This window comes from Devosia sp. Root635 (genome assembly GCF_001427605.1).
Classification (GTDB): domain Bacteria; phylum Pseudomonadota; class Alphaproteobacteria; order Rhizobiales; family Devosiaceae; genus Devosia.
The window spans coordinates 71652-96548 of sequence record NZ_LMGZ01000005.1 but is presented as its reverse complement, the minus strand read 5'-3'; the positions used below and the strand labels follow the sequence as shown (position 1 = coordinate 96548).

Sequence of the window (24897 nt, the reverse complement as noted above, 5' to 3'; positions counted from 1 at the left end):
CGTGGTTCGAGGGTCGCTTCGCTCCCGCCTCACCATGAGGGCTACAGATACACCGCACTCAAAGTAGCCCTCATGGTGAGGTGCGAGCCCTTCGCGAGCCTCGAACCACGAGGGCGTGGCACCAAGGCCCGTCTTGCGCCCGTCAAACTCTCCCGTTACAAGGCGCCACCTTTCCAACAGACCCATTCAAGGATCGACCCCCATGGCGCTCGAACGCACCTTCTCCATCATCAAGCCCGATGCCGTCCGTCGCAACCTCATCGGCAAGATCATCGCCAAGTTCGAGGAAGCCGGTCTCCGCCCGATCGCGCTCAAGAAGATCCACATGACCCGCGCCCAGGCCGAAGGCTTCTACGGCGTCCATAAGGATCGCCCCTTCTTCGGTGAACTGGTCGAGCAGATGATCGCCTCGCCCGTCGTCGTGCAGGTGCTGGAAGGCGAAGGCGCCATCCTCAAGAACCGCGAAGTCATGGGCGCCACCAATCCCGAGAATGCCGCTCCCGGCACCATCCGCAAGGAATTCGCCCTCTCGATCGGCGAAAACTCGGTCCACGGTTCGGATGCTCCCGAGACCGCCGCCACCGAAATCAAGTTCTTCTTCAACGACGACGAACTGGTTGGGTGAGGCCCGACGGCTGGCTTGCCAGCCGGCAAATCGCTCGAGTGGAGCGATTTGAGGGGCGAACGCCCGGAGCCTTGCGAAGGGCCGGTTCGGCCTTTCCACCCTTTCGATGTCGTCCCGGCGTAGGCCGGGATCCATCCTGAGGTCGCGCCAACGTCTACCATCTCAGGATGGATCCCGGCCTGCGCTGGGATGACATGGTGGTAGTTTCGATATTCCTAGGCCGCCCGCCGGGCGGCCTTTTTGCTTGCTTGTGCTATGGTGCCGGTAGCGCCACAGCCTCATTCCTACCGAACCGACCGCGAATGTGGGACATCCTGCCAACGCGGAACCTGACGCCAAACGATTGGTCGGCGTCCATAAAGGCCAAAAATGTCCCTTCCCGAAACCATCCTCCCCCCGCTCGCCCGCGCCCTCGCCGCCAAGGGCTACGAAACCCTGACCCCGGTACAGGCCGCCATCATCGAGGATGAAACCGCCGGCCGCGACCTGCTCGTCTCCGCCCAGACCGGCTCGGGCAAGACCGTCGCCTTCGGCATGGCCATCGCCCCGACCCTCCTGGGCGAAGCCGAGCGCTTCACCGAAATCGGTGCCCCCTTGGCCCTGGTCATCGCCCCGACCCGTGAACTGGCCCTGCAGGTGCAGCGCGAACTCGACTGGCTCTATGCCGAGACCGGCGCCCGCACCGCCTCCTGTGTCGGCGGCATGGATGCCCGCACCGAGCGCCGCGCCCTCGAGCGCGGCGCCCAGATCGTCGTTGGCACCCCCGGCCGCCTGCGCGATCACATCACCCGCGGCGCCCTCGACATGTCGGCGCTGCGCGCCGTCGTGCTCGACGAGGCCGACGAAATGCTCGATCTCGGTTTCCGCGAAGATCTCGAATTCATCCTCGACGCTGCCCCCGAGGACCGCCGCACGCTACTGTTCTCGGCGACGGTGCCAAAACCCATCGCCCAACTCGCCAAGACCTTCCAGCGCGATGCCCTGCGCGTCGCCGCCAACAATGCCGCCGAGCAGCATGCCGATATCGACTACAAGCTGATGCTGGTTCCCGCTGCCGAGCGCGAAAACGCCATCATCAACACGCTGCTCTACTTCGAGGCCGTCAACACCATCGTCTTCGCCTCTACCCGCGAGGGCGTGAAGCATCTCTCGGCACGGCTGCACAATCGCGGCTTCGACGTGGTGACCCTGTCGGGTGAACTCTCCCAGGCCGAGCGCACCAATGCGCTGCAATCCATGCGCGACGGCCGCGCCCGCATCTGCGTCGCCACCGACGTCGCCGCGCGCGGCATCGACCTGCCCAATCTCGATCTGGTCATACACGCCGACCTGCCGACCAATCCCGATACGCTGCTGCACCGTTCCGGCCGCACGGGCCGGGCAGGGCGCAAGGGCACCTGCGTCATCATCTCGCCGATGCACCGCCGCAACGTCGCTCAGCGCGTGCTCAAGGTTGCGCGCATCGATGTGTCGATGATGCAGCCGCCTTCCGCCGAGGAAATCGAGGCCCGCTACCGCGAGAGCATCCTGTCGAGCGAGGCGCTGACCGCACCCGCCACCGAGGAAGAGACCGCCTTCATCGCCCAGCTCATGGCGCGCCACACGCCCGAGGCCATCGCCGCCGCCTATCTCCGCCAGCAGCTTGCCGCCCGCCCGGCGCCCGAGGATGTGTCGGACGCTCCGGTCTTCGACAAGCCCGGCGATAAAGACCCGCGCACCCGCGAACGCTTCGAGGGCGGCACCTGGTTCAAGGTTTCGGTCGGTCGCAAGCACAAGGCCGAGCCGCGCTGGCTGCTGCCCATGCTGTGCAAGGCCGGCGGCGTCACCAAGACCGCCATCGGCTCCATCCGCATCTTCGATACCGAATCCATCTTCGAAGTCGCCGCCCAGAAGGCCGATGCCTTCGCCAAGAGCATCGAGAAAAACGGCTCCGGCGAGCGCGGCGTCACTATTGCGCCGGTCGACGGCCCCGGCGAACGCCGCTCCGGCCCGCCGCCGTCCCAGCGCCGTCCGCCTGGCCCGGTGGAACGCTACGACCCCAACGCCCCGCGCCCCGAGCGCGCCGACCGCAAGGCCCGCTATGGTTCGAGCGGCCTGCGCCCCGACGATCTCGAAGCGCCCGCAACGACCGGCGGCTGGAGCCCCGCCGCTGCCGACGAAGCCCCGCGCGCGCCAAAACCCGATTTCGACAAGCCCCGCCCGCCCAAGGTGAGCAAGGCGCCTGTCAGCAAGGACAAGGGCAAGCCCAAATGGGCGGCCAAGGATGGCGCCAAGGCCAAGAAGGACCACAAGCCCAAGCGCAAGCCGCAGATCTGATCGATGACCGGCCTGCCCACCATCTTCAGCTTCTGGCACGGGCCGATGAGCTGGCTCGAAGCCCTGTCCATCGCTTCGTTCAGCCGTTGCGGTCACCGGGTCGAAGTCTATTCCTACGATCCCATCCCCGATCTGCCGGCCGGGGCGGTGGCCTGCGATGCGGCCGACATCCTGCCGCGCGAGCGGCTGATGTTTTACAAGGGCCGGGGCACGCCGGGCGTCTTCTCCGACCTCTTCCGCATGACCGGCCTGCGCCAAAGCCGCGGCGTCTATGCCGATCTGGACGTCTATTGCGTCCGCCCGATCGCCGGCCCGCCCGATTATCTCATGGCCTGGGAGCGCCCCGGCTCGGTCAATGGCGCGGTGCTCCATATCCCGGCCGATGCCCCGTTGCTGGATGACCTGCTCGGCATTTTCGCACCTGGCCCGCGCCCGCTCCTGGAGCCGCACCTGCCGGTCTTCCGGCGCCTCGAAGTCGCGGCTCGGCGGCTGATGGGCCAGAGGGTCACTCCTGAATTCATGCAATATGGCGCCACCGGCCCCATGGCCCTGACCCACTACGTGCGCCAACGCGGCCTTTCCGGCCAGGTCCTGCCCGCTTCGGCGCTCTATCCGATCCCCTATCAGGGCATTCCGGCGCTCATGCAGCCCGGCTCCAGCGTCGACGGCGCTGTCGCGCCGGACACGCTGGCGATCCACCTCTGGCGCAGCCAGCTCACCAATCGCGGCCGCGCAGACATGCCACCACCACCCCTCGACAGCGCCATGGCCGAACTCTGCCGCCGCGAGGGGGTCGTGTTCTAACCTTCGGCCACCGTGGCGGCCCTCAGTCGCCCCAGCTTTGCAGCATTGCCCAATGCCATCGTGGCCGCACCTGCCGCTGCAACCGCCGCGGCCACCATCAAGGCAAAGCGATAGTTGCCGCCCGAGGTCAGCACGGCAAAGCCCGTCGCGCCCAGCAGGTTGGCTGAAATGGCGATCAGGTCCAGCAGCGACGTGGAGAGGCCGACACGCCCCTTGATGGCGTCCTGCGCATAGGAAATGGTGATGCTCATCATGGCGGCTGTCCCCAGCCCGTTGAGCACGAGCAGCCAGTAGAGCGCCGAAACGCTGCCCAGCAGGCTGGTGCCGAGCATGAAAAGCGCCATGACCAGGCCCGCCGAAGCCAATAGGGTTTCCTTGGTGAACTTGGTTGTCAACCACGCCCAGAGCAGCATGCAGGGCGCTTCGATCGCCGCCGTGATGCCGGCGAAAAATCCCACATGCGTAATCGTGCCGCTCAGGTCGTTCACAATGAAGAGCGGCACGGTGAAGCTCATGACGCGCGTACCGGACTGGATGATGACCAGTCCCAGCAGCCCGGCCAGCGTGCCCATCGGCAGGGCAAAGGTCGAGAGCAGCGACGCGCCTTCCCGCCGCACCACCGGTTGGGTCTGCACCTGTGCCCGCGGGTTGCCCATCAGGACGGCAAAGGCCCCGGCGATCAACGCATAGCTGATCGCGGATGCCAGATAGACATCGAAAATGCTGAACTCTGCCGCAACCCAGCCCGCGACGGGTGGTACGATGATCCAGGCCACGGTGAAGACCGTGCGCAGCGCCGTCACCATGAAATCGGCCCGCTCCGGCCGGTTCTGCATGTAGTAGACCCGCACATAGGCCAGCGTCTGCGAAAAGCAGGCCAGCCCGAACGGCATGATCACCGCCATGGCGATCGTAAAGCCGGCCTGGCTTGGCCAGAGATAGATGAGCCCGTGCCCGATCATCCCCGCCAGCGCCGTCAGCAGCACCAGCAGCCGGCGATCCCGGAGCTTGTCGGAAACATAACCCAGCAGCACAGCTGTAAAGGTGCCGATCACCGACCCGGTGGCCATGACGGCGCCGAACCAGCCCGGCGACATGCCCAGCGTATCCACGCCCACCAGCGAGGCATAGGGCATGGTCGCGGCATAGGTCACGCCGGAGAAGAACATGTTCATCCCCAGCAAGGCGGTCACCGGCACGCGCGCAAGCCCGACCATGAATCATCCCCCCGAGCAGGCCAATGACCTAGCCCGCGCCCTTCCGATCTGTCCACTAAATCGTTTCCAGTGGGCAAAACGGCCCTTGTTTGGGTCAGGCCGGTTCGGCCTGCTTCCGGTCCGCCGCAATCTGCTGCGCCAGCAGCGCAATGTCATCGGCGAACTTGTTCGTACCGGCCTCCAGGTGCTCCGGCCATTGCCCGAACTTGCGCAGCAGCGGCACGAAGCGCTCCACGTCCTGCTTGTCCCACCCGCCGATGAAGTCCCCCAGAATCAGGAACTTATACGCCCGCACCGCCTCGATGATGCCCTGTCCGGCATCGGTCAGCTCGATAATGGTGCGCCGTGCATCGGCCTGGCTCACCGCCCGCCGCGCATAGCCGGCTTCCACCATTTCGCTGACGATACGGCTGGCGCGCGACGGATCGATCCCCAGTCGCTCGGCCACGGTCGCCACCATGGTCTCGCCCTCGCTGTCGCCGAACTGCACGACCGGGGCCTCGATTGCGACCAGCACGTCGAACTGCGCCAGGTCGATGCCGATCCTGAGGTCTTTCAATGCCTTGTGCCCCAATTCCCGGCGCATGATACGCCGCCGCCAGTTCTGCATCAGCGCATCGATACGGATGACCGCATCCACGGTCGCCTCTTCGATGCCGGCTTTGCGCAGCAGGGTGTTGATATCGGTCTTGCCACCGGATTGGGGCATGGCAGTCCTCGCAATTTCGCATGCTTTCGACAATTACATGCTATTGACATGTAATTGCTGCGAGCAGATATATGCCGCAATAATTCATCCCGCAAGTGGGCATCGATGCCCGCGGGGTCAAAGGATCGTCCAATGTCTCAAGCTGCACAATCCGCCGAAGAGCCGCAGGCTCAGTCGGTGGGCCTCATTATCGGCGCTGTCGCGGTGACGCTGCTGCTGGCCTCTCTCGGCCAGACCATCGTCTCGACCGCCTTGCCCACCATCGTCAGCGAGCTCGGCGGCCTGGAGCACCTGACCTGGGTGGTCATCGCCTATCTGCTCAGCTCCACCGTCGTTGCCCCCATCTATGGCAAGCTCGGCGACCTCTATGGCCGCAAGATCGTGCTGCAGGCCGCCATCGTCATCTTTCTTATCGGGGCAGGGCTCTCGGCCTTCGCCAATTCCATGAACTTCCTCATCTTCGCCCGCACCGTGCAGGGCCTGGGCGGCGGCGGCCTCATGGTCGTGGCCATGACCGTGGTTGCCGATGTCATTCCCCCGCGCCAGCGCGGCAAGATCCAGGGCATTTTCGGCGCCGTATTCGGCGTCGCCACGGTGGTCGGCCCGCTGCTGGGCGGCTTCATCGTCGAGCATCTTAGCTGGCACTGGATTTTCATCATCAACCTGCCGCTCGGCCTGCTGGCATTGGTGGTGATCGGCTTCGCCCTCAAGCCCAAGGTGACCCGCGTCGCCCACCAGATCGATTATATGGGCTTCGTCCTGCTCACTGCGGCCCTGTCGGCTTTCGTGCTGGCCACCAGCCTGGGCGGCAACACCTTCCCCTGGTTCTCGGTGGAAATCATCGGCATGGTCGCCCTGTCGGCGGTGGCCATTATTGCCTTCGTCTGGGTTGAGTCCCGCGCCGCCGAGCCGGTGCTGCCGCTCCAGCTCTTCCGCAACAATACCTTCGTCGTCACCAATTCGGTCGGTTTCCTCGTCGGCATGGCCATGTTCGGCTCCATCACCTTCCTGCCGCTCTATCTGCAGATCGCCAAGGGCATCTCGCCCACCAATTCGGCCTTCCAGCTGCTGCCCATGATGGTCGGCCTCATCGGCGCTTCGACCCTGTCCGGCTTCGTCATGAGCCGCACCGGCCGCTACAAGCTGCTGCCCATGCTGGCCTCGGCCGTGCTGTTCGGCGGCCTGCTGCTGCTGGGCATGATGCAACTCGACACCCCCGATTGGCAGATCGCGCTCTATATGTTCGTCGTCGGCGTCGGCATTGGCCCCATCAACAGCGTCAGCGTCACCGCCACGCAGAATGCCGTGCCGCGTGAACTGGTTGGCGTTGCCACGGCCGGCAGCACCCTGTTCCGCCAGATTGGCGGCTCCATCGGCGTGTCGGTCTTTGGCGCCATCTTCTCCAGTGGCCTGGCCAGCCAGCTCGGTGGCACCATGCCTACTGGCGGCGGCGCCTTCAACGCCCAGGCCATCCAGTCCCTGCCCGAGGCTGTACGCGCCCAGGTGCTCGAAGGCTTCGCCACCGCCCTGCACCCGGTCTTCCTCACCGCCGCCGCGGCCGCCCTGCTGGCCTTCGGTCTGACCTTCCTGCTGCGGGAGATTCCGCTCGCCACCACCCTGCGCAAGGAGCCCGAAGCGGAAATCGAGGCCGAGGAAAACGCCGCCGCTGCCGCTGTCGGCGCCTGATCCATGCGTCGCCGGACCATGAGATGGTCCGGCGACGCACTTCACCTCCGCTTCGATATGTCCTATCTCAAGGCGGCGCGTGGACGACCCCGCGGCCTTTCCCCTATCCCGGCCGGGACGACCCGCCATACCAAGGAGAGATCCCATGGCTTGGGTCTATCTCGTTATTGCCGGCATCTTTGAAATGGGTTGGGCCATCGGCCTCAAATATACCGAAGGCTTCACCAGGCTCGTCCCCACCTCGCTGACCGTCCTCGCCATGGTCATCAGCGTCGCCCTACTGGGTCTGGCCCTGCGCGACCTGCCCGTGGGCACCGGCTACGCGGTGTGGACCGGCATCGGCACCGTCGGCACGGCTTTGCTCGGCATGTATCTGTTCGGCGATCCGGCCACCGCGGCCCGCCTCGCCAGCATCGGCCTCATCGTCGCCGGCATCATCGGCCTCAAGGTGCTGTCCTAGACCCGGCGTCATTCCCGAAAGCGGGGAATCGCCCTTAGTCTTCACGCTCACCCATCCACAATCGCTTCCCCCGGACTTGATCCGGGGGTCTTTCGCCGCGCGTGCTGAATTGCGAATGCTAGCCGATCAAGTCTGCGGAAAAAACCTTGTATTATCAAACATTTGTGCCCGCCCGCGGACTCGCTCTGCTACCCCCATGAATCACCGCGCGAAGCCCTTGAATCACTTTCTCAACTCGCCGCGCCCGTTGCAAAAAGGCTGATGTTCTACGCGAACGGGCTCGCTCCCAAAATTGTTAATGGTCAAATCAGCCAACCTTGCTAGATTCACCTCATAGATTGCCGACCTAGCGTCGCCGGCGCCCCTATCTTTGGAGAGCAATAGTGCCCTTGCGCTGGCAGGAAGTGGCTGTGCCACTTGTCGTAGTCGTTTCGCTGATCGTCCTCAAATACGTTCCCTTCACCTCAGGTCTGCCCCTTGCCCGCGCCGCCGGCGTGGTCGCCTTCGGCTATGCCGCCTTCCTCGCTCTGCGCCTGGTCCAGAGCGAAGAGGCCGTCAGCGTCGATGGCTGGTCCGAATTGCGCCCGTCCATGGTCGAATATTTCGCCTGCTACGGCGCTGCGGCTTTGGCCGTGGTGCTGATGAGCGCCATCATCGTCATCGGCGGCAGCCGCCATGTCGAGCCCACCCAGATGATCGCCACCTTCATCGCCTCTCTGCTGCTCGGTGGCGGCGCTGTCGCCATCGGCCTCGGCGGCCTCTTCACCCGCGTTCGCTGGAACAATACCCAGCTCGAACATCGCTCCGCCTTCGGCCGCGAAACCAAACTGGCCTGGTCCGATGTGCGCTCCGTCCGCCCCAACTGGCGCGGCGTCACCATCGCCACCCACGACGCCAGGCGCGTCACCTTCTCCCAGTTCCATTCCGGCGCCGCCCAATTGGCCAAGCACGCCACCAACCGCGCCCGCCGCAACACGGAAGCCTCCGCCAAGGCCTTCGCCACGCTCTGAGCCGGGAATGACGCCTCGTGGGCACAACGCTGCCCCACGCTCGATGTCATCCCGGCCTTGAGCCGGGATCCATCCCGAGATCGCGCCTCGGCCGCAAGGTAGGTCGGGCCAAACGCCCCCAACTTCATTCCCTCCCTCTTGTGGGCTTCGAACCGGCCGTAGGCAAAATCGCGCCAGTGGAGCGATTTTAGGTGAGAAGGAATGAGGGTGGGGGTAGGCCACAAACACCAACTTGCCCATCTTATCCCCCTCGCCAAAACCGCGCGTATCATCCCCCCATCTTCCGGGATACGGGCGGCGCTGCAGCGACGGGCGTCCGGAAGCCAGCCGGGGGAGTTTGGGCGGGGTGCTACGGCTAACCGCCAGGGTCTGCGATCGCGCCGTCCGAGCAAGTCCCGGCATCCCGAGACGGCTTCCGTCTCATTACTAAATTTATCAGAGGCGAAGGCCGTCTCGGGATCCGCACGCTGCCAGTTTTGGCATGCGACTATCCGATAACCGCGTTGCAGGCGGCGCTTTGCCATGCATTCACGCCCCGAATATCACCCATCACCCCAATTCAATTGAGCGCCGGTCCACGCTCCGGTAATCTCGCGCCATGAACCAGCCCGTCGCCATCCGCACCGCCCGTTCGGTCTGCCCGCATGACTGCCCCTCCGCCTGCGCGCTGGATGTGGACATTGTGGACGACCACACCATCGGCCGCGTGCGTGGCGCCAGGGACGACCCCTATACCGCCGGCGTCATCTGCGAAAAGGTCGCCCGCTATGCCGAGCGCGTCCACCACCCCGAACGCCTGCTGCATCCGCTGCGCCGCACCGGCGCCAAGGGCAGCGGCCAGTTCGAGCCGATCACCTGGGACGAGGCGCTCGACGAAATCGCCGCCCGCTTCACCGCCATCGAGGCCGAGCACGGCGCTGAAGCCATCTGGCCCTATTTTTACGCCGGCACCATGGGCCATGTGCACCGCGACGGCATCGACCGCCTGCGCGCCGCCAAGGGCTATTCGCGCCAATACGAAACCATCTGCATCGGCACTTCCTGGCCTGGCTATATCGCCGGCACCGGCCTTTTGGGCGGCGTCAATCCCGAGCAGATGGCCGAAAGCGACTGCGTCGTCATCTGGGGCACCAACGCCGTCCACACCCAGGTCAATGTCATGACCCACGCCATGCGCGCCAAAAAAGAGCGCAAGGCCAAGGTCGTCGTCATCGACATCTACGAAACCGCCACCATGGCTCAGGCCGATCTCGGCCTCGTGCTCCGCCCCGGCACCGACGGCGCCCTCGCCGTATCGGTCATGCACATCCTGCTGCGCGACAATCTGGCCGACCGCGCCTACATGGCCCGCTACACCGATTTCGGCCCCGATTTCGAAGCCCATCTGGCGACGAAGACGCCCGAGTGGGCTGCCGCCATCACCGGCCTCACAGTGGATCAGATCACCACCTTCGCCCATCTCGTCGGCACCACGCCGCGGAGTTATTTCCGCCTCGGTTTCGGCTTCACCCGCCAGCGCAATGGCGCCACCGCCATGCACGCCGCCCTCTGCATTCCCGCCATGACCGGCGCCTGGCAGCATCGCGGCGGCGGCGCCTTCCACTCCAATTCCGGCACCTGGCAGCTCGACAAATCGGCCATTACCGGCGACGCCATGCAAAAGGGTGAACCGCGCTGGCTCGACATGTCCGAGATCGGCCCCATCCTCACCGGCGACGCCAAGGCGCTGAAAGGCGGCGGCCCGGTCAAGGCCATGATCGTGCAGAACACCAACCCGGCCGCCGTCGCTCCCGACCAGACCCTGGCCCATGCCGGCTTCGCCCGCGAAGACCTGTTCCTAGTGGTCCACGAGCAGTTCATGACCGAGACGGCCGAATTCGCCGATATCGTCCTGCCGGCCAGCATGTTCCTCGAACACAACGACTATTACACCCGCGGCGGTCATACCCGCGTGCTCTACGGCCCCGCCGTCATCCAGCGCCCCGGCGAAACCCGCTCCAACCACGAAGTCATCAACGCCCTGGCCCTGCGCCTCGGCCTTGACCACGACAGTTTCCGCACCGTGGATCGCGACGTCGTCGCCGAAACCTTCCGCCGCTCCGGCTATCCGGCGCTGGCAGAGGTCGAAAAGACCGGCTTCATCGATCGCGAACGTCCCGACGCCGCCGCCCGCTTTGCCGACGGCTTCGCCTGGCCCGACAAGCGCTTCCGCTTCGCGCCGAACTGGCAGGATGTCGCCGACCGCAAGGGCTATCTCTGGGTCTGCGACCCCCAGGACATGCCGCTTTTCGCCGACCACTGGGCCATCAACGAGCCCACCAGTGCCGAGCATCCATTCCGCCTCGCCACCAGCCCGGCCCGCGCCTTCCTCAATTCGACCTTCAACGAAACTCCCGGCAGCCAGAAGCGCGAAGGCATGCCCTCGCTCTTCATCCACCCCGAAGACGCGACCCGCCTCGGCATCGAAGATGGCGAATTCGTCACCGTCGGCAATCGCCGCGGCAGCGTCGATCTCACCGCCCGCATCCGCACCGGCCTGCCCACCGGCGTCGTCATCGCCGAAGGCCTCCACCAGAACAGGGCCCATCGCCGCGGCAAGGGCATCAACACCCTCACCAACGCCGCCCCCGCACCCCCCTTCGGCGGCGCCACCTTCCACGATGCGGCAGTCTGGGTCAGGCGGGCAGACTGACCTGCCACGCCCTCGTGGTTCGAGGGTCGCTGCGCTCCCGCCTCACCATGAGGGCTACTTTTAGCTCGGTGCCCCAGTAGCCCTCATGGTGAGGTGCGAGTTCTTCACGAGCCTCGAACCACGAGGGCGTGGCACTAAGCCAAATAAGCCCCCCAAAAGAAATACCCGGTCATGATGACCCCATATACAATCACCGCCATCCGTATCCACTGCGTCGGAATTCGATGGGCATTCTTGGCGGCGAGATAACCACCAATGGTCACCCCCACCAGCGCAATGGAGCCATGATACCAGTCGATCGACCCGCTCAGCGCAAACCGCGCCACGGCCACCAAAGCCACGATGCTCGACACATAGAGCTTGAGCCCGTTCATGGCATGGATATCGCGCATCCCCGCGGTCGCCAGGAACGCCAGCAGCAGGATGCCCAGTCCGGCATTGAAGAACCCGCCATAGATGCAGACGCCGGCGAGGAACGCCATCAGCAGCACGCTGCCCAGCACCTTCATGCCGCGCCCGCCACCGCTCCGAGCGGCAACAAACCCGTTGATCTGGTTGCCGAAGACGAACAGCAGCACGGCAAAGGCCATCAGCCAGGGCACGACCAGGTCGAACAACTCGTCCGACACCACCAGCAGCAGTTCCGCCCCGATATAGCCGAACACCGCCGACATCACGCCATAGAGCACCAGCCGGTCCTTGTACGGCGCCATGGCGTGCCAATAGCCCGCGGCCCCGCTCGCATAGCCGGGCAGGGCGGCATAGGTGTTCGACGCATTGGCAATGACGGGCGGTATCCCGACGAACAGCAAAGCTGGAAACACGATGAACGAGCCGCCACCGGCCAGCGAATTGACCGCGCCGCCCAACAGGCCGGCAATCAGCAGAAACAGCGTCTCGATCATCCCAATCTCCTGGTGACGGGCCCCGACCCCTCCCACCCACAATCGCTTCCCTCGGACTTGATCCGAGGGCCACTCGCCGCTTGTGCCGCGTTGAGGCCGACCCGCGGATCAAGTCCTCGGGAAGCGCCTATGCCCCGGGGGGCACATGGTTCAATACTGCGCAAGGTATCACGGCGCCCAACACAAATCGCTGATCGCCCCATCACCGGGATTGATCGCATACAAGCCATGCCGTTGACAAAAGGTCCCCTCGCGCGCATATCCCGCTCAGGTCGCTGGCACCCGCCGCTCGCCGGAAGAAATTCCGATGGTGAAGCCCAGTTTCCGAGCAGGACACGAACTCCGGTTCATCTTTGCAAGGCGCCTCATGGCAATGCGAGCCCCCATGGAACAGTCGCCTCATTGCAAATGAGAGGACCTATCATGTCGTTTTCACTCGATACTCCATCCGCCCAGACTCTGAAATCGGAAGCCAGGGCCCTCCGCGCCGAGCGCGAACGGGCAGGCGAAACCCTGTCGCATGGCGCCGCCCTCGAACAGGTCGCCCGCACCCACGGCTACCGTGATTGGAACACCGCCCGCGCCGCCTTGCCCGATCGCGTGGTGTCGCCCTGGCAGGTCGGTATGCGCGTTACCGGGCTCTACCTCGACCAGCCCTTCGCCGGCATGCTCATCGGCGTCCAGCTCCTCGGCAACATGCAGAGCTACACCGTGACCATCCAGTTCGATGAGCCGGTCAATGTCACGCCGACCTTCATGTTCGCCGCCTTGCGCCATCGCGTGGTGTCCACCGTGGATATCCACGGCATTTCCAGCGCCATGCGCGGCAACGGCAATCCGCAGATGGTCCTGCGGCGGGCCTGACCGTGACGATCATTAGGAGCGCTTTCAGGAAAAGTGGTCCCGGTTTTCCGCTTCGAAAGCGCGACAAGTTTAGTATCCGAGGGCAGGGCGGCGGCAAGCCGCCTTGCCTTTCATCGTAAAACGCCGATATATGGGAGCGTATCAATCTAACGGAAGCCGGCAATGACCATTCAGACCAAGCCGATCGAGGCCTATTCCCTGCCCACCCCCAATGGGCAGAAAGTCCACATCATGCTCGAAGAGCTTGGCGTCCCGTGGACCTACCACCGCATCGATATCGGCAAGGGTGACCAGTTCAAGCCCGAATTCCTCGCCATCTCGCCCAATAACAAGATTCCGGCCATCGTCGATCCCGAAGGTCCGGGCGGCCAGCCGATCTCCATCTTTGAATCCGGCGCCATTCTCAAATATCTCGGCCTGAAATTCGGCCGGCTCTACCCCACCGATCCGCGGAGCCAGGTCAAGGTCGACGAATGGCTGTTCTGGCAGGTCGGCGGCTTCGGCCCCATGCTGGGCCAGAACCACCACTTCGCCATCTACGCGCCCGAGCGCATCCCCTATGCCACCAAGCGCTATATCGACGAAACCCACCGCCTCTACGGCGTGCTGAACAAGCAGCTCGAAGGCCAGGACTATATCGCCGGCGACTATTCCATTGCCGATATCGCCGCCATCGGCTGGGCCCAGGGCTGGGAACGCCAGGGCCAGGACATTGCCGATTTCCCCAATGTAAAGGCCTGGCTCGATCGTCTCGGCGCCCGCCCCGCCGTGGCAAGCGGCCTCGCCTGGGGCAAGGATACCCCCTCGGCCGACCTGTCCAAAGACAAGGACGCCCAGAAAGTCCTCTTCAACCAGCGCTGAAAAAGCCCCGCGCCATCAGCCCTGCCACCCTCCCCATGCGGGCGGGTGTGCCGGCCTCATTTGCCGTAGGAAGCATCGGCTCCTACCCACCCTCCCCCTTGAGGGGAGGGTAGCGCCGCTAGGCCCAAAGGGCCGTAGCAGAGCTGGGGAGGGGGTGGCTTCGTGGTCCACCAAGTGACCCACCCTACTCAGCAACCACCGCTTCAGGCACCACCCGGACCCACTCCTGCCCCTGGCAGATGATGTTGTACAGCACGCAGCCATTGAGCCGGATCAGGTCCGGCCCAAGCATTTCGACATAGCCCGAATAGGTATTGCCGTCCTCGGGATTGTAGATTTCCCCGTCATAGATGGCCGGCTTCGTGCCGGGCAGCAGCGTCAGCAGTTGCAGCCCCAGCATCGGCCGGCTGCGCAGCGTCGGATCGGGGTTGCGCATATCGGTATAGCTTTCGGGGGGCATTGCCAGCGCGGCGGCATATTCCGCTTCCGTCAGCCCCTCGCGCGGCACCACGATCTTGCTCAGCGTCCCGCAAAACCCGTCCGGGCACAGCGTGATGGTGATCTGCGACAGCTCAAGGGTTTGCCAGTTGCCCTCGATCGGGTCGAGAACCCGGTCGGGATCGGGCACGAATGGCTCCTGCGCCCCGACACCCGCCATGCCGGCCAGCATCACGCCCGCCCCGATCCAAAGCCTCAAGCCGCCGTTTGCCATGTATTCCACCCACCGCCTGAGGACCAGCCGCGATTCGCTGCGCCACACGATCTAGCCGCCATTCATGGCGGCCATAAAGCAAATACCGCGACAATCCGTCCGCGCCGCGCCAAGCGCCGCACCCATGGCAAAAACCGCTTGCCATGCCTCACCCCGCCCGCTATCCAGCCCCCTGACGGAGAGGTGGCCGAGTGGCCGAAGGCACGCCCCTGCTAAGGGCGCAGATCTCAAAAGGGTCTCGTGGGTTCGAATCCCATCCTCTCCGCCACTTTCCCCTGCAACTTTCACGGTGTCGTGCCCGCGCAAGCGGGAACCTCTGTGGCGATGCAGCAAGTGGAACCGGGCTCACGCCTTCGCGGAAATGACCGGTGATATGCGGCTAAGCAATCGATGCGCGCCCGGCCAGCACCCGCCGCCATCTGTCATCCGCCAAAGTCTGCGTCCGCGCTGCCGCCAGCGCTGCGTCGGCGCTGACCAGCCTGACGTCATGGCCATCGAGCTGGCGTCGGATTTCCGCGCCAATGCTCGGATGCAGCGACAGCACGCCGCCAGCAAAGCCGATCGGCCGCCTGCCGGCGCGCGCCGTTAACGCCTCGGCCAGCCGCGCCAGCTCGGCTCCGGCCTCGCGCAGGATGGTGGCTGCAACGGCGTCCCCGTCTTCGGCGGCGCGGGCCACGGCCACGGCCAGCGTGCCGATGCGCCCCCGGTCGCCGGCATAAATGAACTGGCGCGTGGCATGCCAGTCCGCGCCGCCGACCTGTGCCTGCAGGTTCTGCGCCAGCCCGCTCACGGCGTCGAACGAGCCGTCGTGGTCCAGCACGCGATAGATGCGGTCCAGCGCCCGCAACGCGATCCAGCTTCCCGAGCCGGCATCGTCGATCAAGATGCCTCGGCCACCGACACGGACGAAATCCCCATCCGCGCCAATATGGATGCCGATCGAACCCGTGCCGGCCGAAACCAGGTGCCCCTCGCCAGGTGCGAAATTGGCGAGATAGGCCAAAGCCACATCGTCGATGAGGATGATGGCATCGGGCGCGACGCCGAACACCGCCCCTGCCAGCGCTGTCACTTCGTCCGAAACCGCAGCGCCATAGCCGGTCAGGCCTGCCGTGATGCTGGCAATGGTGTAGCCGTCCGCTGCGATGGCGGCAGCGATGATCGCCAGCGTATGGCGCAGCCTGTCCTTCTCGGCCGGGTTGAACACATGCCCGGTGGCGCCTGGCGCCTTGCCGCGTGTCAGCTCCCGCCCATCATCGCCACACAGCACGAAGCGGCTGGCCGTGCCGCCAATGTCGAGCCCCATATGCACATTCAAACCGGCACACCCTGGGCAACGAACATGCGCGTGATCTCGCGGGGATTGGTAATCATGGTTCCGACAACAACCGCATGCGCGCCGGCCTCGAAGGCCTGCCGCACCAAAGCCGGCCTATTGTAGCGCCCTTCGGCCACCACCGGCACGCTCAATCTGCGCGCCAGCGTTTCGAGTAATTTCAGGTCCGGTTCTTCGGGCTTGGGCTGGGTCGCCTCGGTATAGCCCGAAAGCGTGGTCGCCACATAGGTCGCGCCAAGATCGGCGGCGGCCAGCCCTTCGTCAATGGTGGAGATATCGGCAAAGACCTCGGCGTCCAGCTCCTCACTGATGCGGCGCACCAGCCGGGCAGGGGGCTCGCCATCGCGCGGCCGGTCGGTGCAATCGAGCGCCACGATCCCGGCCCCCGCCGCCACGATGGCCTCGGCAGCGGCAAAGTCGGGCGTGATATAGACCGGATAGCGCTCCGAAAACACCTTGTGGATGCCGATGACCGGCAGTCCCGCCGCCTTCACCGCACGGATATCCTCCGGGCCGTTGGCGCGAATAGCCACCGCCCCGCCATCGCGCGCCGCCAGCGCCATGGCGCCCATGAAGTGGGGACCATGCAGGGGATTGTCCGCCCGCGCCTGGCAGGAGACGATAAGACCGCGTTTAAGCCTCATTTCACCGCCCCCGACGTCATGCCAGCGATGAACTGCCGGGACAGCACGATGTAAAGGATCACGATAGGGGCCGCCGACAGCGTCAGGCCCGAGAACAGCACGCCCCAGTCGGTGGTATATTCGCCCATGAAGGTGGTCAGCCCCTGCGGCAGGGTTTTGAGATCGTCGTTCTGGATGAAGACCAGCGGAAAGAAGAAGTCGTTCCAGATCGGCACCACGTTCTGGATGCCGGCAATCACCATGGCCGGCCGCACCAGCGGCAGCATGATTGACCACATGATGCGCGCCTCGCTGGCCCCGTCCATGCGCGCCGCATCTTCCAGCTCGCTGGGCAGCGTGCGGATGAACCCGGTCATGATGAACACCGTCGTCGGCAGGCCCATCGCCGTATAGACGAAGATCAGCGACAGCTGGTTGTTGAGGATGGAGAGGTCCCGCATCAGCATGAATAGCGGGATGATGGCGAGCTTGAGCGGTAGCGTCAGCCCCGCCAGGAAGAACATCAGGATGAAGCTCGCCCCGCTGAACTGGTAGCGCCCGATGGCATAGGCCGCCATGGTGCCCAGCGTCAGGATCAGCACCATCGAGGCGCCGGTGACGAAGAACGAGTTCAGCAGGTACCGCAGGAAATTGGTCTCTGTCCAGATTTTGGCGAAGTTTGCCACCTGGCCGAAATCGGGAATGCCGAAGGGCGACTGGAAGATTTGCGGCGTCGTCTTGAAGGCCGAAAACACCATGATGACGATGGGTGCCAGCATCAGGATGGTATTGGCGATGAGGATGATCTGCAGCAGCCCGTCGCGGCCCAGCGTGCCGAGCAGTCCCCGGCGGTCGTAATAGGTGGTGCCGGCGGCGCTCACAGCTGGATCTCCCGTGCGCGCAGCCGCACCGTGATGATGCCGGCAATGACGGCGATGAACACGAAGATCAGCACTGCCAGCGCACTGCCGAGGCCGAAATCCTGCTGGCCGGACGACACATTGCCAAAGGCCGTGCGGTAGAAATAGAGCCCCAGCACGTCAGTCGAGCCAAACGGCGAGCCATCGAGCCCCGCCATGATATAGGGCAGCTCGAACCAGTTGAACGCCCCCACGAACAGCAGGGTGAAGACGATGGTGGCGCTGGGCGCGACCAGCGGCCAGACCACCTTGGAGATTTTGACCCACTCGCTTTCGGTCTCCATGCGGACAGCGTCGAGAATTTCCCCCGGAATGCGCTGCATGCCGGCGAGGAATACCAGCGTCGGGAAGCCCACCATGTGCCAGGACTGCGCCGCGATCAGCGACCACAGCGCCGTGTCGCTCTGCCCCAGCCACGGCTGGGCCAACCAGCCCAGCCCGATGCCCTTGAGGCTGACATTGACCACCCCGAACAGGGGATGCAGGAACAGCTTGAACAGATACGCCACGATGATGGTGGACAGCACCACCGGCAGGAACACCGCGATACGGTGAAAGCGCGCACCCGGCAATTCCCGCCATAGCGCATAGGCGAGGATGAAGCCCAGCCCGTTCTGCAGCACCATCAGCGCGAAGAACACCACGATATTGTGGCTGAACGCATTGATCGTCCAGCTCCGATAGGGCTCGACGAACAGCACGGTGAAGAAATTGTCGAAGCCGACGAATTCGCCCCGGCGCAGCCCCTGCCAGTCGAAGAAGGCATAGGCGAAGGCTGAAAATATTGGATAGACGATGAATACCGCCACGAAGGCCAGCGGCGGCACGATGAGCGCGGTAATCCACAGGCCTCTGCCGGTCATCCGAAGGTGGGGCATTTGGGTCGCTCTCGTGTCGCGAGAAAATGCCCCTCCCCCGGGACAGGGGAGGGGCGCCGCCGGGAGGGCAGGCTTACTTCTGGAAAGGCGCGTACCAGGCCGCCAGGCCGGTGGTCAGCGCCTCGCCGATCGCTTCAGGCGTGGTTTCGCCCGCGAACAGCTTCTGCATTTCGCTCTGGATCAGCACCGAGCCGGACGGCTCGCCATAGCGGAAATGCGCCAGCATCAGATAGGGGATCGAGGACTTGTTGAGCTCGTTGACCTCGGCCAGCAGCGGGTTGTCGAAGCTGACGCCCGGAATGGTCGAGATATTGCTCAGCGTATTGGCGAAGGCCTGGCCGAATTCCTTGCTGGCAAGGTAGTTGAGGAACTTGATCGAGGCTTCCTTGTTGGCGCCCGCAGCATTGGCCGCATAACCGCCGTCGAAATAGAGCCCGACCAGCTTGGCATCCTCGGCGGTCTTGCCCGGCGCGGCGAACACGCCCAGCTCGATATCCGGATTCTGCGCCTTGAACGTCGCCATTTCATACGACCCGCCGATGAACATGCCGGCCATGCCCGAGCTGAACAGCTGCTGAGCCGAGGGATAGTCGAGGCCGATAAAACCATCGGGGAAGTAGTCCTGCGCCACTTCGTTGACTGCCGCCAGCGCGTCGGTAAACCGTGCGTCGGTGAAGTCGGCGGTGCCGGCCATCAGCTCGTCATAAAAAGCCTTGCCCATCAGCGAGGAGCCGAGCCCGAAAGTCACGGTCTCGTTCTGCCAGGCGGTCGCCGTACCATTGGCAAACGGGATGACGCCGGCATCCTTGAGCGTCTGGCTGGCGGTCACCAGTTCGTCCCAGCTCTGCGGTTCGGCAAGCCCGTTGGCATCGAAAATGGCCTTGTTGTAGATGACCAGCTGGGTCTGGCTGGCAAACGGCACGGCATAGATCGTGCCATCCGAGCGCATCGACTCCGCGGCCACGGCAGGCGCGGCGAACTCGGCCAGCGCCGGTACGGATTCGGTGGTGAGCGGCTCCAGATACCCGGCCGACGCCACGTTTTCCAGCCCGCCATAGGCGCGCACCATCATCACGTCGGGCCCCACGCCGCCGGCCAGGGCCGTCGACAGGATGGTGTTGTAGTTCGCCGCCTCGAAGGTCTCGAACTTCACGGTGATGCCGGGATTGGCCGCCTCGAACGTATCGATGAACTGTTCATAGGCGGCGCGGTCCTCCTGGCGCCAGCTCCAGAATGTCAGGTCCTGGGCGAGCGCCGGGGCGGCGATGAGCACGGCCCCCAGGGCCGCGCCGATGCGGATGAGATTGGTCTTCATTTTTCTCCCTCACTTTTATCTGGCATGGACTTATTCTGCCGCTTGTGGCGTCAGCCGCCGGCCATCCTCGGCGGAAAAGAAATGCACCGAGGCCGGATTGACCGTGACGGTCACCGTCTCATCGGGTGCGAAACTGTCATTGGGGGCGGTGCGCGCCGCCAGCAGCGTGCCATCGGCCAGGCGCACATAGACATAGGCATTGTCGCCCAGATATTCGGTGTAGACGACCTGTCCGGCAAAGCCCTCGCCCTGGCCCTTGGCCAGCCTGACCGCGTCGGAGCGCAGGCCGAGCCTGAAGGCCGAACCCGCGGGCAGGGCGCCCACGGCCACGCCGCCGCCACCATCCGCCATCGCCAGCCGCTCATCCTTGCGCGTCACGTCGAGCAGCGTCATGCGCGGCGAGCCGATAAAGGTGGCAACAAAAGTATTGGCCGGCGTCTCGTAGAGTTCGCGCGGCGAGCCGACCTGCTCGATCCGCCCGGCATTCATCACCACGATCTTGTCGGCCAGCGTCATCGCCTCGACCTGGTCATGCGTCACATAGATCATCGTGCCGCCGATATCGTGATGCAGCCGGGCAATCTCCAGCCGCACTTCCGAGCGCAAGGCCGCGTCGAGGTTCGACAGCGGCTCGTCGAGCAGGAACACTTCGGGCTTGCGCACCAGTGCCCGGCCGATGGCCACGCGCTGCCGCTGCCCGCCGGAAAGCTCGCGCGGCTTGCGCTGCAGCAATTCCTCCAGCCGCAGCATCCGCGTGGTTTCGGCGATCCGCCGCTCCACCTCGGCCTTGTCGAGCCCCATCAGCCGCGCGCCGAAGGCCATGTTTTCGTAGACGTCCATATGCGGATAGAGCGCGTAGCTCTGGAACACCATGGCGATACCGCGCCGCGATGGCGGCACCTCGTTCATGCGCTGGCCGTTGAGCAGGAATTCGCCATCCGTCATCGGGTCGAGCCCGGCGATCAGCCGCAACAGGGTCGACTTGCCGCATCCCGACGGTCCCACGAACACCACGAATTCCCGATCCCCGATTTCGAGGTCGATGCCGTGCAGCACTTCGGTATTGCGGAAGCGCTTCTTGATGCCGCGGAGTGACAGTTGAGCCAAGTTTCCTCCTTGGCCGCCGCCGATGGGCAAGCATGCCAATGCGGCCACGCCTCTCCTGGGCGCGTTGCCGACGATTGGAATACTGAATTCCAAAATAGGCGACTGTCAAGAATAGAATATTACAAATCGTTGGACACATCCAAACCCACCGCACCGCCCTCAGGCTCGACCCGAGGGCCACTCTCCGCCCTCAAAGGGAACGAATGTGGAGTGGAGCGCAACTCACCCGCCCCCGAGGGAGAGGTCGGCGCGCAGCGCCGGTTGAGGGGTTCACCCTCGCGGCTCGGGCCGAGGAGCCTTTACCCCTCACCCCCGCTTTGCCAGGCCGTCGGCCCTCAAGCCTTCAGCACGGTCACCGCGCTTTCGCTGTTATGCACATAGTCATGCGCATCGGCCTGCTGCCGCACCAGCAGGATGAACAGCATGTCCATCAGCGTCAGTTGCGCGTCGCGCGAGGTGATGGCCGAGGAGCGCACTCTTTCCTCGTCGGCGACGGTGAACAGGTGGATATCGGCCAGGTCGAGCAGCGGATTGGGTTGCAGCCCGGTCACCGAAATCACCTTGGCTCCCCGCCGTTTGGCGACTTCGGCGATGCGCAGCGTTTCCAGGCTCCGTCCCGAATGCGACAGCGCCATCAGCGTATCCTGTCCATTCAGCGCCGAGGCATTGGCGATCTGGATATGGCTGTCGCTGTCCATCAGCACCGAGCGCCCCAGCTTCAGCAGCTTGTAGGAAAAGTCGCGCGCCACCAGCGACGACGCACCCACCCCGGCGAGCTGGATTTTGCGGGCATTGCCCAGCGCATCCAGCGCCGCGTCGATCGTGTGTTCGTAATTGGCCGCCGAGGTTTCCCGCATCGACAGCAGCTTGCTGCCGATCAGCTTCTGCAGGATCGTCATATAGCTGTCGCTGGCATCGATTGTGCCGTGGATCACCCCGCCCGGCGCCTGCCATTCCAGCGCCTTGGCCTTGTTCACCGCCAGCTTGAGCTGCTGGTAGCCGCCGTAGCCCAGCTTCTGGCTGAACTTCACCACGCTCGATTGGCTGCGCCCCGTCGCTTCCGCCAGCGCCGCCGAGGACATGGCCAGCATCTCGTTGGGGTGGTCGATGATGAACTGCGCGATCTGCCGGTCGGCGGCGGTCAGGGAATCGAGTTGAGCACTGAGAGCCTTGAGTATCGACATGCCTTCTCCCTTGAGCCGCCGGCAACCGGGTCGGACAGGCGCCAGCACTAGTTCCGTTGCCCCCTCGCTGGCAATGGCGCTCTGCTTCGGCGGCCCGCGGTCGGGCCGGGTGCATTGTACACAGGCAGGCGGCAGGAGGAATACAATATTCTGCACTTCGTTGACTTGAGGAATAATCGCTCCTAGCATCCTGTCGAATTTGACGTGAGGACACGATGGCGAAGAGCGTTCTGATGGCCGAGCTGGAGCAACTGGTTTCGGAAGCCAGAAACCCTGCCACGGTGCAGATCGACCTCATGTCGACCCAGCAGATTCTCGCAGCCATGAATGCCGAGGACGCGCAGGTCTCCGGCGCCGTCCAGCAGGAACTCCCCCATATCGCCGCGGCCGTCGACAAGATCGTGGACGCTTTCAAGGCCGGAGGCCGGCTGGTCTATATGGGCGCCGGCACCAGCGGCCGGCTCGGCGTGCTCGACGCCTCCGAATGCCCCCCCACTTTCGGCGTGCCCGAGGGTATGGTGATCGGCCTCATCGCCGGCGGTGATCGTGCCCTGCGCCATCCCATCGAAGGCGCCGAGGATGACCGCGGCGAGGGTCGCCGCGACCTCGAAAAGATTAGCCTGTCGGCAAAAGATGTCGTAGTCGGCATCGCCGTCAGCGGCCGCACCCCCTATGTCATCGGTGGGCTGGACTATGCTGCAGGGGTCGGCGCCACCACGGTCGCGCTGTCCTGCAATCCGGATTCGGCTATTGCGCGCATGGCCGATATCGCCATTTCCCCGGTGGTCGGCCCCGAAGCCCTCACCGGCTCCACCCGCCTCAAGTCGGGCACGGCGCAGAAGCTGGTGCTCAACATGCTGACCACCGCCAGCATGATCCGCATCGGCAAGTCCTACGAAAATCTCATGGTCGACCTGTCGGTCAGCAATGAAAAGCTGGCCGCCCGCGCCACCCGCATCCTGGTGGAGGCGACTGGCTGCACCACCGAAGAGGCTGAGCGCTATCTCGCTGAAAGCAGCAACAACGTGAAGCTCGCCATCCTCATGGCTCTTACCGGCCTCGACGCGCGCGCCGGTGAAGCGGCGCTGGCCGAAGCCGACGGCTTCCTGCGCCGGGCCGCCGCGCAGCATCAGCCGCGCGCAGCGAGCTAGATCATGGACCTGCTGGTCAATCTCTATGGCCGCAAGCTCGACGACCTGCGCCAGCGCGTCGAAGGCGTCGCCGCGACCATCCGCGTCGCCCTGCCGCCCGAGCAGCACATCATCAAGGACTGGGTGCGCACCCATTTCAGCGAATACTGGGTCAGCGAAGTCAGCGCCGCCATGGCGCACCAGCCGCCCGGTTGCCTCATCGCGGTGGTCGATGGCGAACTGGTCGGCTTTGCCTGCTACGACGCCACGGCCCGCGGCTTTTTCGGGCCGACCGGGGTCTCCGAGAGTCAGCGGGGCAGGGGCATCGGTCTGGCTCTGTTTCATCGCGCCCTCGTCGCCATGAAGGCCCAGGGCTATGCCTATGCCGTCATCGGTTCGGCCGGCCCCGTCGATTTCTACGTCAATGCCGCCGGCGCCATGCCCATCCCCTCCGACAAGGAGGACATCTACCAGGGCCTGCTGCGCCTCAAGCCGAGGGCGGCAGGCTGATCATGTCCACGCCACTCGCCCTCTTCGTCGGCATGCCCGGCTATGACCTTTCCGCCGACGAAATCGCCTTCTTCCGCGAGGTCAATCCGTTCGGCCTCTTCCTGTTCCGGCGCAATATCGACACGCCCGATCAGGTCCGTCGCCTCTGCGCCCAGTTCCGCGAGGCCGTGGGCCGCGCCGATGCGCCGGTCTATATCGATCAGGAAGGCGGCCGCGTGCAGCGGCTCGACAATGGCAATTGGCCGAGCTTCCGCAATCTGGGCAGCTTCGGCGCCCTGGCTCGCAAGGATCTCGAACTCGGCAAGCGCGCCATGCGCCTCTCGACCCTGGCCATGGGCTCGATGATGGCCGAGCTGACCATCGGCAGCGGCACCACGCCCGTCGTCGATCTGGCTCGATCGGGCACGCATGACGTCATAGGCGGCCGCGCCTTCGGCGACGATCCCGATCTGGTCATCGCCATGGGCCGCGTCGTCATCGAGGCCATGCTCGAAACCGGCGAAATGCCGATCATGAAGCACATTCCCGGCTATGGCCGCGTCACCGTCGATCCGCATTTCGCTTGCCCGGTGGTCGAGGCATCTGTCGAGGACATGCGGCAAACCGATTTCCGCCCCTTCATCGCCCTCCGGGACACGCCCTGGGCCATGGTCGCGCACCTGATCTTCACCCGCATCGATCCCGATCGCCCGGCCTCCGTGTCGCCGCTCGTGTGTGACCTGATCCGCCGCGACCTTGGCTATGATGGCGTCCTGATTACCGATTGCCTCACCATGGAGGCACTGAAAGGCACCTGGCCGGAGCGTGTGCGCGCCGCCCTCGATGCCGGCTACGACATTGCCCTGCACAGTCAGGGCGATCTGGCCGCGAGCTATGCCGCGGCCAATGCAGCGCGGCCGTTGACCGAGGAAAGCCTCGGCCGCATCGCCCGGGCCCAGGCCCGGCTCGGCACTGCCAGGGTGGACGTAAAGGCACTCCACGCCGAAGTGGAACAGATTTTCAGGGAGAACGGTTTCGCTTAGCGCGCGGCCGG

Annotated in this window: 23 protein-coding genes and 1 tRNA gene; 13 read left to right on the top strand and 11 right to left on the bottom strand. The window is 64.8% G+C overall.

Going from position 1 to position 24897, the window contains the following annotated elements:
- Nucleotides 1–202 precede the first annotated feature (202 nt).
- The 3 genes from ndk (at nt 203) to ASD80_RS04135 (ending at nt 3745) form a co-directional block, all read left to right on the top strand.
- Entirely contained in the window at nt 203–625 is a 423-nt protein-coding gene (gene ndk, locus ASD80_RS04145) for a nucleoside-diphosphate kinase (RefSeq protein WP_056229386.1), read from the top strand.
- A gap of 369 nt (nt 626–994) precedes the next feature.
- Nucleotides 995–2941: a DEAD/DEAH box helicase gene (locus ASD80_RS04140; protein WP_082555039.1), complete on the top strand. Its 1947-nt coding sequence runs from the start codon at nt 995–997 to the stop codon at nt 2939–2941.
- A gap of 3 nt (nt 2942–2944) precedes the next feature.
- Nucleotides 2945–3745, top strand: coding sequence for a hypothetical protein (locus tag ASD80_RS04135; RefSeq protein WP_056229383.1), 801 nt, complete (start codon nt 2945–2947; stop codon nt 3743–3745).
- Here ASD80_RS04135 and ASD80_RS04130 read toward each other — a convergent pair.
- Both ASD80_RS04130 and ASD80_RS04125 read right to left on the bottom strand, forming a co-directional pair.
- Complete coding sequence (locus ASD80_RS04130) at nt 3742–4962, bottom strand: MFS transporter (RefSeq protein ID WP_056229380.1); 1221 nt, start codon at nt 4960–4962, stop codon at nt 3742–3744. The two genes, ASD80_RS04135 and ASD80_RS04130, sit on opposite strands and share 4 nt — an antisense overlap.
- A 94-nt stretch (nt 4963–5056) precedes the next feature.
- Nucleotides 5057–5671, bottom strand: coding sequence for a MarR family winged helix-turn-helix transcriptional regulator (locus tag ASD80_RS04125; RefSeq protein ID WP_200950223.1), 615 nt, complete (start codon nt 5669–5671; stop codon nt 5057–5059).
- A 132-nt stretch (nt 5672–5803) separates the two neighbouring features.
- On the opposite strand from ASD80_RS04125, the gene ASD80_RS04120 reads away from it, so the two are divergent.
- From ASD80_RS04120 to ASD80_RS04105, 4 genes are all read left to right on the top strand, one after another.
- Nucleotides 5804–7357 (top strand): MDR family MFS transporter, encoded by a 1554-nt coding sequence (locus ASD80_RS04120; RefSeq protein WP_056229378.1) that lies wholly within the window; start codon nt 5804–5806, stop codon nt 7355–7357.
- Between the two features lie 145 nt (nt 7358–7502).
- On the top strand, nt 7503–7817 hold the full coding sequence (gene sugE, locus ASD80_RS04115) for a quaternary ammonium compound efflux SMR transporter SugE (protein ID WP_056229374.1): 315 nt from the start codon (nt 7503–7505) through the stop codon (nt 7815–7817).
- Between the two features lie 383 nt (nt 7818–8200).
- Nucleotides 8201–8827, top strand: a complete 627-nt coding sequence (locus tag ASD80_RS04110) for a hypothetical protein (RefSeq protein ID WP_156460321.1) — start codon at nt 8201–8203, stop codon at nt 8825–8827.
- Between the two features lie 598 nt (nt 8828–9425).
- Nucleotides 9426–11519: a molybdopterin-dependent oxidoreductase gene (locus ASD80_RS04105; RefSeq protein ID WP_056229368.1), complete on the top strand. Its 2094-nt coding sequence runs from the start codon at nt 9426–9428 to the stop codon at nt 11517–11519.
- Nucleotides 11520–11653: 134 nt separating this feature from the next.
- Here ASD80_RS04105 and ASD80_RS04100 read toward each other — a convergent pair whose 3' ends face one another.
- Nucleotides 11654–12424: a sulfite exporter TauE/SafE family protein gene (locus tag ASD80_RS04100; protein ID WP_056229366.1), complete on the bottom strand. Its 771-nt coding sequence runs from the start codon at nt 12422–12424 to the stop codon at nt 11654–11656.
- Nucleotides 12425–12847: 423 nt separating this feature from the next.
- Here ASD80_RS04100 and ASD80_RS04095 point away from each other — a divergent pair, with 423 nt between their 5' ends.
- On the top strand, nt 12848–13288 hold the full coding sequence (locus ASD80_RS04095) for a glyoxalase superfamily protein (RefSeq protein ID WP_056229364.1): 441 nt from the start codon (nt 12848–12850) through the stop codon (nt 13286–13288).
- 162 nt (nt 13289–13450) lie between these two features.
- Complete coding sequence (locus ASD80_RS04090) at nt 13451–14149, top strand: glutathione S-transferase family protein (RefSeq protein ID WP_056229361.1); 699 nt, start codon at nt 13451–13453, stop codon at nt 14147–14149.
- A 184-nt stretch (nt 14150–14333) separates the two neighbouring features.
- Here ASD80_RS04090 and ASD80_RS04085 read toward each other — a convergent pair whose 3' ends face one another.
- Nucleotides 14334–14846 (bottom strand): DUF2147 domain-containing protein, encoded by a 513-nt coding sequence (locus tag ASD80_RS04085; RefSeq protein WP_162247309.1) that lies wholly within the window; start codon nt 14844–14846, stop codon nt 14334–14336.
- A gap of 192 nt (nt 14847–15038) precedes the next feature.
- On the opposite strand from ASD80_RS04085, the gene ASD80_RS04080 reads away from it, so the two are divergent.
- Nucleotides 15039–15129, top strand: a tRNA-Ser gene (locus tag ASD80_RS04080).
- Between the two features lie 111 nt (nt 15130–15240).
- Here ASD80_RS04080 and ASD80_RS04075 read toward each other — a convergent pair.
- From ASD80_RS04075 to ASD80_RS04045, 7 genes are all read right to left on the bottom strand, one after another.
- Entirely contained in the window at nt 15241–16167 is a 927-nt protein-coding gene (locus ASD80_RS04075) for an N-acetylglucosamine kinase (RefSeq protein ID WP_082555037.1), read from the bottom strand.
- 8 nt (nt 16168–16175) lie between these two features.
- Nucleotides 16176–16841 carry an N-acetylmannosamine-6-phosphate 2-epimerase gene (locus ASD80_RS04070; RefSeq protein ID WP_056229354.1) on the bottom strand — a complete coding sequence of 222 codons (666 nt, stop codon included), beginning with the start codon at nt 16839–16841 and terminating at the stop codon, nt 16176–16178.
- Entirely contained in the window at nt 16838–17701 is an 864-nt protein-coding gene (locus ASD80_RS04065) for a carbohydrate ABC transporter permease (protein ID WP_056229351.1), read from the bottom strand. The genes ASD80_RS04070 and ASD80_RS04065 overlap by 4 nt, the downstream gene beginning before the upstream one ends.
- Nucleotides 17698–18618, bottom strand: coding sequence for a carbohydrate ABC transporter permease (locus ASD80_RS04060; protein ID WP_056229347.1), 921 nt, complete (start codon nt 18616–18618; stop codon nt 17698–17700). Before ASD80_RS04060 ends, ASD80_RS04065 begins: the two co-directional genes overlap by 4 nt.
- Nucleotides 18619–18691: 73 nt before the next feature.
- A complete protein-coding gene (locus tag ASD80_RS04055; RefSeq protein WP_056229345.1) occupies nt 18692–19933 on the bottom strand; it encodes an extracellular solute-binding protein in 1242 nt (413 codons plus the stop codon).
- A 30-nt stretch (nt 19934–19963) separates the two neighbouring features.
- Nucleotides 19964–21040 (bottom strand): ABC transporter ATP-binding protein, encoded by a 1077-nt coding sequence (locus tag ASD80_RS04050; RefSeq protein ID WP_056229342.1) that lies wholly within the window; start codon nt 21038–21040, stop codon nt 19964–19966.
- Between the two features lie 335 nt (nt 21041–21375).
- Complete coding sequence (locus tag ASD80_RS04045; RefSeq protein ID WP_056229339.1) at nt 21376–22224, bottom strand: MurR/RpiR family transcriptional regulator; 849 nt, start codon at nt 22222–22224, stop codon at nt 21376–21378.
- Between the two features lie 215 nt (nt 22225–22439).
- On the opposite strand from ASD80_RS04045, the gene murQ reads away from it, so the two are divergent.
- Genes murQ through ASD80_RS04030 form a run of 3 tightly spaced genes read left to right on the top strand, consistent with a single transcriptional unit; the run spans nt 22440 to nt 24886 of the window.
- Nucleotides 22440–23375, top strand: a complete 936-nt coding sequence (gene murQ, locus ASD80_RS04040; protein WP_056229336.1) for an N-acetylmuramic acid 6-phosphate etherase — start codon at nt 22440–22442, stop codon at nt 23373–23375.
- Nucleotides 23376–23864: a GNAT family N-acetyltransferase gene (locus ASD80_RS04035; protein WP_200950227.1), complete on the top strand. Its 489-nt coding sequence runs from the start codon at nt 23376–23378 to the stop codon at nt 23862–23864.
- Complete coding sequence (locus ASD80_RS04030; protein ID WP_056229442.1) at nt 23864–24886, top strand: glycoside hydrolase family 3 N-terminal domain-containing protein; 1023 nt, start codon at nt 23864–23866, stop codon at nt 24884–24886. Before ASD80_RS04035 ends, ASD80_RS04030 begins: the two co-directional genes overlap by 1 nt.
- The last annotated feature ends 11 nt before the right edge of the window (nt 24887–24897 follow it).

Excerpts from the sequence above, each read along its gene's own strand:
- ndk (WP_056229386.1), top strand. The coding sequence starts at position 203 with ATGGCGCTCGAACGCACCTTCTCCATCATCAAGCCCGATGCCGTCCGT.
- ASD80_RS04140 (WP_082555039.1), top strand. The coding sequence starts at position 995 with ATGTCCCTTCCCGAAACCATCCTCCCCCCGCTCGCCCGCGCCCTCGCC.
- ASD80_RS04135 (WP_056229383.1), top strand. The coding sequence starts at position 2,945 with ATGACCGGCCTGCCCACCATCTTCAGCTTCTGGCACGGGCCGATGAGC.
- ASD80_RS04130 (WP_056229380.1), bottom strand. The coding sequence starts at position 4,962 with ATGGTCGGGCTTGCGCGCGTGCCGGTGACCGCCTTGCTGGGGATGAAC.
- ASD80_RS04125 (WP_200950223.1), bottom strand. The coding sequence starts at position 5,671 with ATGCCCCAATCCGGTGGCAAGACCGATATCAACACCCTGCTGCGCAAA.
- ASD80_RS04120 (WP_056229378.1), top strand. The coding sequence starts at position 5,804 with ATGTCTCAAGCTGCACAATCCGCCGAAGAGCCGCAGGCTCAGTCGGTG.
- sugE (WP_056229374.1), top strand. The coding sequence starts at position 7,503 with ATGGCTTGGGTCTATCTCGTTATTGCCGGCATCTTTGAAATGGGTTGG.
- ASD80_RS04105 (WP_056229368.1), top strand. The coding sequence starts at position 9,426 with ATGAACCAGCCCGTCGCCATCCGCACCGCCCGTTCGGTCTGCCCGCAT.
- ASD80_RS04100 (WP_056229366.1), bottom strand. The coding sequence starts at position 12,424 with ATGATCGAGACGCTGTTTCTGCTGATTGCCGGCCTGTTGGGCGGCGCG.
- ASD80_RS04095 (WP_056229364.1), top strand. The coding sequence starts at position 12,848 with ATGTCGTTTTCACTCGATACTCCATCCGCCCAGACTCTGAAATCGGAA.
- ASD80_RS04090 (WP_056229361.1), top strand. The coding sequence starts at position 13,451 with ATGACCATTCAGACCAAGCCGATCGAGGCCTATTCCCTGCCCACCCCC.
- ASD80_RS04075 (WP_082555037.1), bottom strand. The coding sequence starts at position 16,167 with ATGGGGCTCGACATTGGCGGCACGGCCAGCCGCTTCGTGCTGTGTGGC.
- ASD80_RS04070 (WP_056229354.1), bottom strand. The coding sequence starts at position 16,841 with ATGAGGCTTAAACGCGGTCTTATCGTCTCCTGCCAGGCGCGGGCGGAC.
- ASD80_RS04060 (WP_056229347.1), bottom strand. The coding sequence starts at position 18,618 with ATGCCCCACCTTCGGATGACCGGCAGAGGCCTGTGGATTACCGCGCTC.
- ASD80_RS04055 (WP_056229345.1), bottom strand. The coding sequence starts at position 19,933 with ATGAAGACCAATCTCATCCGCATCGGCGCGGCCCTGGGGGCCGTGCTC.
- ASD80_RS04045 (WP_056229339.1), bottom strand. The coding sequence starts at position 22,224 with ATGTCGATACTCAAGGCTCTCAGTGCTCAACTCGATTCCCTGACCGCC.
- murQ (WP_056229336.1), top strand. The coding sequence starts at position 22,440 with ATGGCGAAGAGCGTTCTGATGGCCGAGCTGGAGCAACTGGTTTCGGAA.